Raw genomic sequence first — 13,952 nt, forward strand, 5'->3', positions numbered from 1 at the left:
ATTTATTTAGACCACGGAATCACACGCCAATGAAGAAACTTTTTATCACCCTAGTAAGAGGCTACCAACTGTTAGTCAGCCCCTTTCTTGGCAACAACTGCCGCTTTTATCCAAGCTGCTCTCAATACATGATTCAAGCGATCGAAGCACATGGCATCATAAAAGGGGTGTATTTAGGCTTGAAACGATTATCAAAATGCCACCCATGGCACGAAGGTGGCATAGACCCGGTCCCTCCGTGTCATTGCCATACAAAAGGCACAGACAACCAAGAGGCAAACCAGAAAACACAAAATGACAATCATGAAAATAACAACCATGACAAACGCTAAATAGCATCATGGCGTAAAAACAAATTAACCAGACAAAAAGCAAAGTGGAGAAAAAAGTAAAAACTTCCGTTTTCTAGCTTGCGTTCACCATTTGTAACTTGAGACTACTGGCAACCAAAACCGCCTGCGTTCGATTATTGATGTCGAGCTTTCGAAAGATCGCTGTGATATGAGCTTTTACTGTTGCTTCTGAAATAGACAACTCAAAAGCAATTTGCTTATTAAGTAGCCCTTCATGCAAATAGCAAAGCACCTTGTACTGCTGAGGGGTTAACTCAGCGACTTTATTTTGCATCGATAAGTCGGGCTTTGGCTGATTAGCCACTTCAATTCTAAGGGCATCAGGTAGCCAGATATCGCCGGCTAAAATGGCATGAATTGCTGCAACATAGGTAGAAGGCTCACTGGTTTTTGGGATGAAACCTAGAGCGCCAGCATCAATAACCTTGGCAACCATGGCGCTATCTTCGCTACCAGAAATGACCGCTACCGGCACATCGGGAAAATCTTTTCTAATACGAATCAAACCGAACAAGTCACCACTGCCGGGCATGTTTAAATCTAACAACAACAGATCAAGATCGTCTAGATCTGCCAAACATTGTAAAGTTGAATCCAAATCATAGGATTCGACTATGTCTATACCTTGTATTTCAGACCGTAACGCGCCACTGAGCGCGCTACGGAACAAGGGGTGATCATCCGCGATAACAAGTGAAATCACTGTGTATCCTTTATTAAATATGAGAGCTATTCCATATTTAAACGGTTTTCGATCAAATCATCAACCACACTTGGGTCAGCAAGTGTACTTGTGTCACCTAATTGATCATGCTCATTAGCTGCAATTTTTCGTAAAATACGACGCATGATTTTACCAGACCGTGTTTTCGGCAAGCCTTTGCTCGACCATTGAATCAAGTCGGGAGTGGCAATAGGGCCAATTTCTTGACGAACAAATTGCTTCAAAGACTTAGTTAGCTCTTCATCTGGCGTTACACCGGCAACAGCACTGACGTACACATAAATACCTTGGCCTTTAATGTCGTGAGGGTAGCCGACAATCGCTGCCTCCGCCACAGACGGGTGAGCCACAAGCGCGCTTTCTATTTCAGCGGTGCCTAAGCGGTGTCCTGATACGTTTAAAACATCGTCCATGCGACCCGTGATCCAGTAATGCCCATCTTCATCTCGAGACGCACCATCACCAGTGAAATACATGCCCTCAAAAGTACTAAAATAGGTTTGTTCGAAGCGTTCATGATCGCCATAAACAGTACGCGCCTGTCCAGGCCAAGAGTCCGTAATAACCAAACCGCCCTCTTGCATTACGCCCTGTCCTTCTTGAAACACACCTTGAGCATCAACCAGCGCCGGCTGAACACCAAATAATGGCCCAGTACAAGAACCTGGCTTAATGTCGCCCTGAACAATACGCGGCGTCATCATCATGCCACCCGTCTCAGTTTGCCACCAAGTATCTACAATAGGACACGCAGAGTTACCAATTTCACTGAAGTACCAAGACCAAGCTTCCGGGTTGATTGGCTCGCCCACACTTCCCAGAATCCGTAACGTGTCACGATTACTAGAACGAGTAGCCTCATCGCCTTTAGACATCAAAGCACGAATCGCAGTTGGCGCCGTGTACAAAAGCGTTACGCCAAATTTATCAACAACACGTCCGATGCGACCAGAATCAGGATAAGTCGGCACACCTTCAAACAGAACACTGGTCACGCCGTTCGCCAAAGGCCCGTAAACCATGTAACTGTGACCTGTGATCCAACCCACATCAGCCGCACACCAATAGACGTCATCAGGTTTAAGGTCAAACACCAACTCGTGTGTTAGCGACGCATATACCAGGTAGCCGCCTGTAGTATGAACCACACCTTTTGGCTTGCCCGTTGAGCCTGAAGTATAAAGAATGAACAGAGGATCTTCTGCGTTCATTGGCTCTACTGGACAATCTGTACTTTCGTTTTGTACTTCAGTGTCCCAATCAAGATCGCGACCTTCAAACCAAGGCACGTCTTTTTTGGTGTAGCGATAAGTGATCACATTTTTGACTGATGGGCAGGCGTCATTTGCTAACGCCATATCAACATTGTGTTTCAGAGGAATAGTATTGCCAGCACGACGACCTTCATCTGCGGTAATAACCAATTTTACCGCACAATCGTTAAGACGATCGGCAATGGCGTGGGCAGAGAAGCCACCAAAAATAACAGAGTGAATCGCCCCAATTCGAGCACACGCCAACATGGCGTACACCGCTTGTGGGATCATCGGCATATAAATAGCAACACGATCGCCTTTTTGTATGCCTTTGCGTTTAAGCAGGTTAGCCAGTCGACCAACTTCGTCATGGAGAGTTTGATAAGTAATGGCGATCTTGTCGTCTGTTTCAGCGTCGCCTTCGCAGTAGTAAGCTACTTTATCCGCCGATGTGGCTAGATGACGATCAATACAGTTATGAGCGACGTTCAGTTCGCCGTCTTCAAACCATTTGATACTGACATTACCACGTTCGAATGAGGTGTTTTTAACTTTTGTGTATGGGGTGATCCAATCTAAACGCTTCCCTTCAGCGCCCCAAAACGCATCGGGCTGTTCAATCGATTCTTGATAGCGTTTTTCAAACTCTGCTTGACTAACGTTGGCTGTTTTTGCCGCCTCAATTGAGGTTGCGCTATATAATGACTTCATAACCCGCTCCATTGTTAAATTTGTTATTCGGATGCCGGACTACTATAACCCGCTTACATCATCCTTGTATTCCACTTTAGTCTTATGGCAAAAGCAGGGAGCTTTCCTAGTCAAAGCTCCCTGCTTTAAGAAAAAACGGTAAATTAATATCCTGTTTTTTCGAAGGCATAGACCAAGCCTGTTGAATAATAGGCAACGCTTTTAACAAAAATTCATCACCCTGTTCTTGTATTTTTAACTGGGACGCCGACCAAGTACGAATAAAGTCCATGGTCTGAGACAAGGACCAATGACATTTAAGTTCAAAATGAGGCGTTTCCATTAACTTAAAAGGAAATTCAATGTCGCGGTATTGGTTCCGCAATAAACGACTTTGAGCGGGCCAATAATCCGTCAAATGAGACAACACCGACTCCGTAATCGCCTGATCTTCGGCCTCCCCCACTTGCAACCAGTTATAACCCCAGCAAACAAATAAACCACCGGGCTTCAACACACGATGCACTTCTTGCCAAAACGCCTCCAAATCAAACCAGTGCAGCGCATGGGCCACACACACAACGTCAAAATGATTATCTGGATACGCTGTGTTCTCAGCCGCAAACACTTGGTAATTCACTCGTCGATGAGGAGTGGCCGCGTGTATCTGAGACTCACTGATGTCTGACGCTTCAACACGCTCAAAATAAGCCGCTAAATCGACTGATGCCTGCCCTGTACCACAGGCACAATCCCACACGACACCGGGATTTGCCACTTGATGTGACAGCCAATAATACAACTCAGCCGGATACATGGGGCGAGTTCGAGAATATCGAACAGATGAATGCCCATCAAAAGTACGCATAACCCCCCCTAAAACAATTTATTACCATGGTTAAAAAAAACATTGTATAAATCCTCACCAGATCGCTCGAAACATAATGAGTTAACTGGATAAAACATCAAATCGACTCAATACAGCACGGGCCTCATCAACCCCTTTCACCCGAAACGCTTTCATTCCTATGGCCACAGCGGCATCAATATTGACCTGATTATCATCGATAAACAGAATCTCGCCTGCTTCAACCTGTAATTGATCAAGAACATGCTGATAAATAGCACTATCAGGCTTGACCAATCCAACCTGATGGGAGGCAAAATAGTGGTGGAAGTGACCTGCCAAGCCCATTTCCCCCATTAATCTCGGCCAATGAGCCGCGTTGGTGTTGGATAAAATCGCTCGATGACATTCTGGTTTGACCGAACAGACTAAATCTAACGCGCCATCGAATAAGCCTCTCGGCCAAGCTTGAAAGGTTTTCTTAAAAACCTCTTTGTCTGTGCTGCTCCCCACTTCTGCCAATAGCCCTTCGGCAAAAGCATCAAACGAAATTTTTCCAGCGTCAAACGCCGCTACCGTTGGCGACCGCAACCATTTCAGCCAAACCTCAGACTCTTCTCCCTGGGTATTCAACATGGCGTGCATTTTACAAACATCGCCTAAGTCAACCAGCACATTCCCCAAATCAAACACCACCACCCGAACGCCTTGTGTATTTTCCATTTTCTACTCACCCTTCACTTATCGGCAACAATTTGCTCACATAAAAACAAGCTCTTTACAAAATCATAGTACAGCGCCTATTGTTACTCGGTTACATGATAAGCAATTTTTTGCTCATTACGACCAAGACACAATAAGCAAAAAACAGCGCAAAACTATGCAATAAAATCGCAAACAGCATAACTGAAATATAAAACCCTTAAATATCAATGAAGTATATTTTTGGCATGATAATCGCTATATAAATTCAGTACCCCATCAATAGGAGAAAAATAATATGAAACTGGGATCCATCACTAAAACCATCTTATCCACTGCAACAGCGGCTGCCATCACTTTATCAGCGACTGGCGCGTCTGCAGCGGATAACCGTAACTACATTCTAGCAACAGCGTCTACGGGTGGTACTTATTATCCCGTGGGTGTAGCCATTGCCACCTTAAGTAAAGTAAAGCTTGAGCCAAAAATCGGCATGTCAGTGTCGGCTATTAGCTCTGCAGGCTCAGGTGAAAACATCAAACTTCTACGTGAAGACCAAGCACAATTTGCGATTCTACAAGGTCTTTATGGCGCTTGGGCATGGGATGGCGAAGGTCCATTCGAAAGCTCTGGTAAACAAGAGCAGTTGCGTTCTGTTTCCATGCTTTGGCAAAACGTAGAGCATTTTGTGTTGAAAACGGATTTGACCCAAACGGGCACCATGTCTGATTTGAAATCCTTAGAAGGCACTAACAACAAGTTCTCTATCGGTACGAAAAACTCTGGTACAGAAGGTTCTGGTCGTCAGCAGTTAAAAGGGCTAAACATCAACCCTGACAACTTTGCGTTGGCTTACATGGGTTATGGTGCCAGCGCTGATGCTATGCAAAACGGCAACATCGATGGTATGAACACACCAGCAGGAGTTCCAGTTAGCGCGGTTACACGATTGTTCGCTTCTATGGGTGACAAGGTCACCGTGTTGGATTTCACCGACGAACAAATCAAAGAAGCCAACGGTAATTACGATTTGTGGACTCGTTATGAGATCCCAGCGAATACTTACCCAGGCCAAACAAAAGTCATCAACACTGTCGCACAGCCTAACTTCCTTGCCACTCGTGCCGACTTATCTGACGACGATGTTTATGAGCTTACGAAATCCCTTTATGAAAACTTGTCTTACTTAAGCGCCATTCATAAAGCGACCGCAGTTATGTCTATCGAAAAAGCCATTGCAGGTCTTCCTGTGCCTTTGCACCCAGGTGCGGCGCGCTACTACCGTGAACGCGGCATTAGCATCCCAGCCCGTCTGATTGCTGAATAACATCTGCTAACCTTATAAACGCGCCGTACTTTGGTACGGCGCGCTTTCTTAGTTCTTGTCTCAACGCGTATTTGTACACATAAAGGTCGCTTATCTATGACTGCTTCATCGCAACAACCAACCGAAGATCAAGATATTAATCTTGAAGATTTCGAAACCAAACACCGATCTGGACTATGGTTGAACCGCTTTGTTTTCAGCCTGTCTATTTTTCTGGCCATCGCTCACATTTACATTAATACCATCGCTACCTTGCCAGAACTGTGGGTATCCGCTTTCCATTTCGCTGGATTTGGTACCTTGTGTGCACTGCTTATACCTGCCAATCCCAAATGGCGTGACAGCAAATTAGCCATGTATTGTGACGGCGTAATTGTACTGTTATTGATTGGTATGGTGCTTTACATCGTTTTCTTTGAAGATGCGCTGTACGCGCGAGGCGTGACCTTTAATACCGCCGACTGGGTCGTTTCCAGTATTGCTGTTTTATTGTCTTTAGAGCTTATCCGCCGTACCAGCGGATGGTTTATTCCCTTTTTAATTGTTGTCGCCCTAACTTATGTTGTCCTTTGGGGCAGCTGGCTTGGCGGCATGTTTAACTTCCCCGGCTTAAGTGTTGAAACCTTACTGTACCGCAGCTTTTTCAGTACTGACGGTATGTTTGGCTCCATTTCACGTATTTCATGGAGCTTTGTCTTCATGTTTATTTTGTTCGGTGCTTTCTTAGTGAAGTCTGGTGCGGGAGATTTCATCATTGATTTATCTCGCTCATTGGCAAGCAAAATGATCGGTGGGCCTGGCTTTGTTGCTGTTCTAGGCTCAGGCTTAATGGGCTCTGTGTCTGGCTCTTCTGTGGCCAACACCGTATCAACGGGTGTGATTACCATTCCTCTCATGCGCCGTGCTGGCTTTCCGGCTCGTTTCGCTGCCGGCGTTGAAGCCGCCGCCTCGACTGGCGGTCAGTTGATGCCACCGGTGATGGGGGCAGGTGCCTTCATCATGGCGTCTTACACGCAAGTTTCTTACGTCACCATCATCAGCGTCGCGGCCATTCCCGCCCTTTTGTACTTCTTGTCCGTAGGTTTCTTTGTCCGCGTAGAAGCCAAGCGCAGTCGAGTGATTGCGACCGAGAGCGACGACGCTGTGAAGGTTTCACAAGTATTAAAAGAAGGCTGGCATCATATTGTTCCTCTTGGCGTGCTGGTTGCTTTGTTGATACAAGGTTTTACACCAACTTACGCGGCAGGTATCAGTATTCTTGCGGTTATCTTGGCGTCTTTCTTGTCGAGCAAACACCGCATGGGCCCAGCCGCTATCTTGGATGCCATGGCACAAGGTGCGAAAAACATGTCGACCACAGCTGTATTGTTAGTGGGTATTGGTTTGGTGGTCAACGTAATCAGCACCACAGGCGTAGGTAACACCTTCTCCTTGTTAATCACCAACTGGGCGGGCGGCAGCTTATTCTTTACCATTATTTTGGTGGCGATTGCTTCCTTGATTTTAGGCATGGGTTTGCCTGTTACTGCATCCTACATCGTATTAGGCACCCTATCGGCTCCGGCATTATTTAACCTCATCGCTGAAAGCCAACTACTCGATATGATGGCGTCTGGTAATTTGCCAGAAACCGCCAGCGCTGTCTTTATGCTGGTAGATCCTTCTGCGCTGGCAACCTTGGCTCAAAGCATGCCAATGGAGCAAGCACAAGCTTTATTAGCCCAAGTGCCGAATGACTTCAAAAGCATGTTGATGGATCAGGCATTGGGTGCAGAATCTGTGGCAATGATTTTGGTGACCGCACACATGATCATCTTTTGGCTATCCCAAGACAGCAATGTCACCCCACCTGTCTGTTTAACGGCCTTTGCCGCAGCGGCCATCGCTAAAACACCGCCAATGCGTACCGGCATGACCGCGTGGAAACTCGCTAAAGGCTTATACATAGTACCGCTATTGATGGCTTACACACCTTTGATTGGTGGTGATCCAGATATCTTATTACGTCTTACTTTCTTCATTACGCTTGGTATGTATGCCCTTGTGGGTGCGATGGAAGGGTATTTAGAAGATAAACTGTCCATCATTCCGCGTACCATTTTACTTGTTTCTTCTGTGATGATGCTGTGGCCAAACTTGGACATTTGGATCCAAGTTATTGGGTTAGTACTTTTCTTAGCTATCTTTGTGATGGGTAATAAGTCTTACCGAAAAACGCTGTAGTTTAGTACCGCTATGACACTAAAAAGGCTGCAATTGCAGCCTTTTTTTATTTACCCTCATAACAACAAGCTATGATCCGTTAAATTAATAGCCGCGAGTTTGAGTCAACTTACTTACCCAAGACACCGCTTTGTACTCTAACGCTGAGAAAAATGACAAGCCCAAACGCTCCGCCACGCCTTTTGGCTGCTTGTAAGCGATGTGAATCACGTCTGCTTCGGCGTAATTCGATACCAAATACGCATCGCTGGTCATCACCACATCCACCAGCTTATTCTCCAAGGCTTCCGAACCGTACCAAGTATCGCCTGTGGCAATGGCTTCAATGTCTAATTGCGGACGCTGGCCCGATACAAAACGCTTGAATAAACCATGAGTATCTTCCAGATCTTGCTTGAACTTCTCACGGCCCTCGTCGGTGTTTTCGCCCAACATGGTAAGTGTTCGTTTGTAGCGGCCAGCCGTATGAAGCTCCACATCAATTAAGCTTTTATCCAGCAATCTGTGTACGTTAGGAATCTGCGCCACGACACCGATGGAACCCAAAATGGCAAACGGGGCAGCAATGATTTTATCGGCCACACAGGCCATCATATAACCGCCGCTGGCAGCGACCTTATCCACACAAACCGTTAAAGGAATATTGGCTTCACGAATACGCTGCAGTTGAGACGCCGCAAGACCGTATCCATGCACGACGCCGCCGCCACTTTCTAAGCGCAATACCACTTCGTCTTCTGGCTTGGCCACACTTAACACAGCAGTGATCTCTTCGCGCATGGTTTCCACTGCTGAGGCTTTGATATCACCGTCAAAATCCAACACATATAAGCGCTTCTTCGTAGTGACTTCAGCTTTTTTACTGGCTTTTTTGTCTAACTTATCTTTTTTCTTCTTTTCTTTGTCTAAATTCTTCAATACTTTCTTGTCAAATAATTGACTGTCTAATGAGGCTTTCATCGCATCATAATTATCATTTAACTTGGTGACAGACAAACTTCCTGGTTGCGACTTGCGCTTCCCACTGGCCACAATGGCCAATAAAAACCCTATTACTAGGGCAATACTGACCAGTTTTAGTAAAAAACCGGCATAATCCACTAAAAATTCCAATATAAACATCCTCTTACTTTTTATTACATTTTTGAGATAGCGGAAGGCTTCCCATCAATAACGAGCATCACCTTTTATTATCCGACATTAATCTGTCCTGTAGATACTGTTTTGTATTTGCCTTATTATCTGCACACTTTACATCGCCCCCCGCGACTCTTACCGGACAAAAAAACTAACAAGATTCTTTTGGGTAGACTTAAAACAGAAAAATCTTGTTAATTTTTTTGCACATTTTTAGTGCCTATCTGATAGGAGAAATCCATGAAACCTACTTTATCCCAAGCCTTTGGAAGAAATTTCCTTGGCTCATCCCCCCTATGGTACAAACAAATCATCCTCGCTTTTTTGATTATCAACCCAATCGTTTTAGTCACCTTAGGGCCATTTATCGCCGGCTGGTTGCTGATCATTGAGTTTATTTTTACTCTGGCCATGGCGCTTAAATGTTATCCGTTGCAACCCGGTGGCTTATTGGCGATCGAAGCGGTTGTCTTAGGCTTAACCACTGCCGAAGGGGTTTACACAGAGGTCTCTCATAACCTTGAAGTTATCTTACTGCTGATGTTCATGGTCGCTGGCATCTATTTTATGAAAGACATGCTGTTGTTTATTTTCAACAAGCTCTTGGTAAAGGTAAAATCGAAAATTGTTATTTCATTGATTTTCAGCTTCTCCGCGGCCATGTTGTCTGCTTTTTTAGACGCGTTAACCGTCACCGCAGTTTTAATCAGTGTTGGAGTGGGGTTTTACTCTGTCTATCACAAAGCCGCCTCTGGACAGAGCTCAAATAAAAACCATGACCATGGCAAGGACGATTCTATTTTGCCGGTCAATGCAGAAGATCTAAACGAGTTCCGTTCTTTTCTTCGTGATTTGCTCATGCATGGAGCTGTCGGTACGGCACTGGGTGGCGTAGCCACTTTAGTCGGTGAACCTCAAAACCTATTGATTGCCAAAATCGCTGGGTGGGATTTTATCGAATTCTTCGTTAATGTAGCGCCCGTCTCCATGCCGGTTTTTGTTTGTGGCTTGTTGACTGTTGTCGTGTTAGAAAAAACCGCCTGGTTTGACTACGGTGCAAAGTTACCAGATACCGTTCGCGACATTCTCAATAAATTTGAGCAAGAAGAGAGTCAAAAACACACCAACAAAACCAAAGCTCAGCTCATTATTCAGGGCGTGGTGGCCGTTCTATTGGTTTTTGCTTTGGCCTTTCATGTTGCCGAAGTGGGCTTGGTAGGCTTGATGGTAATTGTATTACTGACGTCATTTAACGGCATTATTGAAGAACATAGAATTGGCCACGCATTTGAGGAGTCTTTGCCCTTCACCGCTCTTTTAGTGGTGTTTTTTACCGTGGTATCTGTGATTCATGCGCAACATCTATTCCAACCTGTCATCGATGTGGTTCTCAATATGCCCACGGACAGTCAGCCCATTATGCTGTTTATTGCCAATGGCATTTTGTCGGCCATCAGTGACAATGTGTTCGTCGCCACTGTGTACATCAATGAAATCAAGGCCGCGTTAGACGCTGGCACCATTACTCGCGAACATTTTGATGTGTTGGCAGTAGCAGTCAATACAGGCACTAACTTACCCAGTGTGGCAACGCCCAATGGTCAAGCGGCTTTTCTGTTCCTATTAACCTCTGCCATTGCACCCTTATTGCGTTTGTCCTACGGAAAAATGGTCTGGATGGCGCTTCCTTACACCATAGTATTGAGTCTGGTTGGTGGTTTGTGTGTCGTCTACTTGCTCTAATTCTCTTTGCATAACCAGCGTATCAACCAAAACCCACAGACCTAAAAACCAGATCTAAAAAAGCGCCCCATGACAGTGTTGTCATGGGGCGCTTTTCATATATCTACAACGTTTTATCTCTAGTGCTTAACGCGCCACAAAGACTGCCCCGATTTTTTATCGATTAGATCCAACCGCTCTTCATGGGCTTTCAATTCATCGTCGCTCGCTCGTATGACTTTTAACATGGGACGATCCGCTGCAAGACGGCGAATGGCTTCTGCTCCACCGTCTTCTTTTGACTCAGAACCAGAGTCACTGGCGAGACCCAAGCTGGTTTGCCCCCCCGTCATCAATAAGTACACATCGGCCAGAATCTCAGCGTCTAACAAGGCGCCATGCAGCTCACGATGAGAATTATCGATGCCGTAACGACGGCATAAAATATCCAAATTGTTTTTCTGACCTGGATGCTTTTTACGGGCATACACTAAGCTATCAAACACACCGCACACTTCCGCGGTTTTTGGGTAGCCGCCCAGTCGAGCAAACTCGTGATCCATAAAGCCAATATCAAAGGGTGCATTATGAATGATTAATTCTGCCCCCTTGATGAAGTCAAAAAACTCTTGGGCGACCTGATGAAATCTCGGCTTATCAGCAAGAAACTCGTTACTGATACCATGGACTCGAAACGCCTCTTCTTCGACTTCCCGATCCGGATTGATGTACACATGAAAATGACGATTGGTTAGCTTACGGCCAATCATTTCCACACAACCAATTTCGATAATGCGATGCCCTTGTTTAGGGTCTATGCCCGTGGTTTCCGTATCGAGAATGACTTGTCTCATGATGCTGCTCTAAGCTCCTCGATGCCTTGGTTTGCAAGCTGATCGGCAATTTCATTACCTTCAATGCCCGCGTGACCTTTTACCCACTTCCAAGTGACCTCGTGCTGCTGGCATTGCTCGTCCAACGCTTGCCACAAATCTTTATTTTTCACCGGCTGTTTCGAAGCGGTCATCCAACCTTTACGTTTCCATCCGGCCATCCATTCTGTGATGCCTTTTTGCACGTAAGACGAATCGGTATAGAGGGTAACCGCACATTTTTCTTTGAGTGCCTTAAGCCCTTCAATGGCCCCCATTAATTCCATACGGTTGTTGGTGGTATCCAGCTCACCGCCACACAAGCGTTTTTCGTGTTCGCCAAACGCCAACCAAGCGCCCCATCCACCGATTCCAGGATTGCCCTTGCAGGCGCCATCTGTGTACATTATGACATTTTTCACTCTTTCATCTCTTTTGCTGTAGGTTTCGATAATGGCGGCACCCGAACACGAGCACCCGACCATCGCGGTTTAAGCGGAATAAAACGTTTTACTTGCTTCGTTGCCGTCATCACGTAGATCCCACTAAAAGGCAGCTTTAGAGGCCTTAGTAATGAGTCGATCCATGTGAATCGAGAGCGCCACTTGCCACTTTGCAGCGGCGGCTCGTAAAATACGAAGCGTTTGGATTCTAATGTCAAACCCGCTACTTTTAACCAATCTTCTAAGCGTTGATGGGCAATAAAATGGCCGCACCAAGGGGCCCGTTTGCGTTTGTTAGAAAAGCATTTTGAAAACAAACGGCAAAATCCCCAAGCGCTGATCGGATTAAACCCAATAATAATCAACTTACCGCTTGGCAATAGGGTCCTCGCCGCCTCTCGTAAGTCGTCATGGGGCGTGGCGGAAATATCCAAGGTGTGATGAAAAATATGCACATCAATTCCGTCGCTTTCAAAAGGCAATTCACTGGCACGGGCCACCACAGTATTCGCTGGTGCACCAAACTCCAATGCAGGCGCGACCTGTATGGTCTCTCGTAAACGATGATCTTGGATATCCAAGGCTTTTAAAGGAGATTGTGCCACCAAATAGTAACCAACGGCGAGATCAAGTTCTTGGGTAATCTCACTCAGTTCCTGTTCTAGCAGGGTATTGCCAAGGTCGCTTTGATACCATTTTTGAAAAAATTGTCTTGATTGATCATCCAACATACAATGAATTCTCTTTTTTAACAGCATGACGGTGTCGTTGCTTGACCGGCCCTTGTGCAAATAATCACGTATTTTGCAGAGTAGACCCTTGATGACTATTTTTCCGCTTCCCGCCTTCAACGACAATTATATCTGGATCCTCCAAGATAAAGATAGTTCCGCAATTTGGGCGGTGGACCCTGGCAAAGCTGAGGTCGTCCTAGACTATTGCCAACAACATCAACACTCCCTGAAAGGGATTATCATCACTCATCACCATAAAGATCATACTGGCGGCGTTGCAGAATTAAGAGAGCAAACAGGCTGCGTGGTGTACGGCCCTAAACATCTTGTCAATTTGGTGACACACCCCGTTGATGATGGCGACAGCCTAGACATTTTTGCTCAACGCTTCAGCGTGTTAGCAACCCCTGGTCATACCCTAGATCACCTGTGTTATTTTTCCTCTTTAGAAGACACGGCAACAAATGCACCCACACCTGAGTCACCCATATTATTTTGTGGCGATACCTTATTCAGAGGCGGTTGTGGTCGCATCATGGAAGGTACACCTGAACAAATGCTGGCCGCCATGGAAAGGATTGCCGCCCTCCCCGATAACACCAAGCTGTATGGCACTCACGAATACACTCTGGCCAATTACCGCTTCGCGCTGTCTCTTGAGCCTGACAACCTAGACCTCATTAACAGCACCGACTTATGCCAACAATGGCGTAACCGAGGCCAAGTCACTTTACCAACAGAGCTGAGTGTAGAGAAAAAAACCAACCCTTTTTTACGTACTCACCTCAATTCCGTAAAAAATCAAGCGGCTCAACAACTTAACGAAATACCCAGCGAAGATCCCGTCGCGGCTTTTAGCCAAGTGAGACGTGCAAAAGACAGTTTTAGTTGACCTTGCCGATCACACCTTTAAAATGCCTAA

Annotated in this window: 13 protein-coding genes; 5 read left to right on the forward strand and 8 right to left on the reverse strand. The window is 45.8% G+C overall.

Annotated features, from left to right (window positions below):
• Nucleotides 1–29: 29 nt before the first annotated feature.
• A complete protein-coding gene (gene yidD / locus J9B83_RS08665; RefSeq protein ID WP_211536361.1) occupies nt 30–332 on the forward strand; it encodes a membrane protein insertion efficiency factor YidD in 303 nt (100 codons plus the stop codon).
• A 73-nt stretch (nt 333–405) separates the two neighbouring features.
• On the opposite strand, the gene J9B83_RS16010 is transcribed toward yidD, so the two are convergent.
• The 4 genes from J9B83_RS16010 to J9B83_RS08685 all read right to left on the reverse strand — a co-directional run bounded on the left by J9B83_RS16010 (nt 406) and on the right by J9B83_RS08685 (nt 4,593).
• Complete coding sequence (locus J9B83_RS16010; protein ID WP_211536362.1) at nt 406–1,056, reverse strand: LuxR C-terminal-related transcriptional regulator; 651 nt, start codon at nt 1,054–1,056, stop codon at nt 406–408.
• A 26-nt stretch (nt 1,057–1,082) separates the two neighbouring features.
• Entirely contained in the window at nt 1,083–3,044 is a 1,962-nt protein-coding gene (gene acs, locus J9B83_RS08675; protein ID WP_211536363.1) for an acetate--CoA ligase, read from the reverse strand.
• Nucleotides 3,045–3,150: 106 nt separating this feature from the next.
• Entirely contained in the window at nt 3,151–3,891 is a 741-nt protein-coding gene (locus J9B83_RS08680) for a class I SAM-dependent methyltransferase (protein WP_211536364.1), read from the reverse strand.
• A gap of 81 nt (nt 3,892–3,972) precedes the next feature.
• Nucleotides 3,973–4,593, reverse strand: coding sequence for an HAD family hydrolase (locus J9B83_RS08685; protein ID WP_211536365.1), 621 nt, complete (start codon nt 4,591–4,593; stop codon nt 3,973–3,975).
• Between the two features lie 277 nt (nt 4,594–4,870).
• Between J9B83_RS08685 and J9B83_RS08690 the strand changes: the two genes are divergently transcribed.
• Both J9B83_RS08690 and J9B83_RS08695 read left to right on the forward strand, forming a co-directional pair.
• Nucleotides 4,871–5,899: a TAXI family TRAP transporter solute-binding subunit gene (locus J9B83_RS08690; RefSeq protein WP_211536366.1), complete on the forward strand. Its 1,029-nt coding sequence runs from the start codon at nt 4,871–4,873 to the stop codon at nt 5,897–5,899.
• A gap of 96 nt (nt 5,900–5,995) precedes the next feature.
• Nucleotides 5,996–8,122, forward strand: coding sequence for a TRAP transporter permease (locus tag J9B83_RS08695; RefSeq protein WP_211536367.1), 2,127 nt, complete (start codon nt 5,996–5,998; stop codon nt 8,120–8,122).
• A gap of 84 nt (nt 8,123–8,206) precedes the next feature.
• Here J9B83_RS08695 and sohB read toward each other — a convergent pair whose 3' ends face one another.
• Entirely contained in the window at nt 8,207–9,235 is a 1,029-nt protein-coding gene (gene sohB, locus J9B83_RS08700; RefSeq protein WP_211536368.1) for a protease SohB, read from the reverse strand.
• Nucleotides 9,236–9,499: 264 nt separating this feature from the next.
• Here sohB and nhaB point away from each other — a divergent pair, with 264 nt between their 5' ends.
• Nucleotides 9,500–11,002 carry a sodium/proton antiporter NhaB gene (nhaB, locus tag J9B83_RS08705; RefSeq protein ID WP_211536369.1) on the forward strand — a complete coding sequence of 501 codons (1,503 nt, stop codon included), beginning with the start codon at nt 9,500–9,502 and terminating at the stop codon, nt 11,000–11,002.
• Between the two features lie 119 nt (nt 11,003–11,121).
• On the opposite strand, the gene dnaQ is transcribed toward nhaB, so the two are convergent.
• Genes dnaQ through J9B83_RS08720 form a run of 3 tightly spaced genes read right to left on the reverse strand, consistent with a single transcriptional unit; the run spans nt 11,122 to nt 13,027 of the window.
• Nucleotides 11,122–11,835, reverse strand: coding sequence for a DNA polymerase III subunit epsilon (gene dnaQ, locus J9B83_RS08710; RefSeq protein ID WP_211536370.1), 714 nt, complete (start codon nt 11,833–11,835; stop codon nt 11,122–11,124).
• Nucleotides 11,832–12,275: a ribonuclease HI gene (gene rnhA, locus J9B83_RS08715; protein ID WP_328797722.1), complete on the reverse strand. Its 444-nt coding sequence runs from the start codon at nt 12,273–12,275 to the stop codon at nt 11,832–11,834. Before rnhA ends, dnaQ begins: the two co-directional genes overlap by 4 nt.
• Nucleotides 12,272–13,027: a class I SAM-dependent methyltransferase gene (locus tag J9B83_RS08720; RefSeq protein ID WP_211536371.1), complete on the reverse strand. Its 756-nt coding sequence runs from the start codon at nt 13,025–13,027 to the stop codon at nt 12,272–12,274. The genes rnhA and J9B83_RS08720 overlap by 4 nt, the downstream gene beginning before the upstream one ends.
• A gap of 91 nt (nt 13,028–13,118) precedes the next feature.
• Between J9B83_RS08720 and gloB the strand changes: the two genes are divergently transcribed.
• Nucleotides 13,119–13,922: a hydroxyacylglutathione hydrolase gene (gene gloB / locus J9B83_RS08725; RefSeq protein WP_211536372.1), complete on the forward strand. Its 804-nt coding sequence runs from the start codon at nt 13,119–13,121 to the stop codon at nt 13,920–13,922.
• The last annotated feature ends 30 nt before the right edge of the window (nt 13,923–13,952 follow it).

Origin of the sequence: Marinomonas vulgaris (genome assembly GCF_018145875.1) — a bacterium.
In the GTDB taxonomy this organism is placed as follows: domain Bacteria; phylum Pseudomonadota; class Gammaproteobacteria; order Pseudomonadales; family Marinomonadaceae; genus Marinomonas; species Marinomonas vulgaris.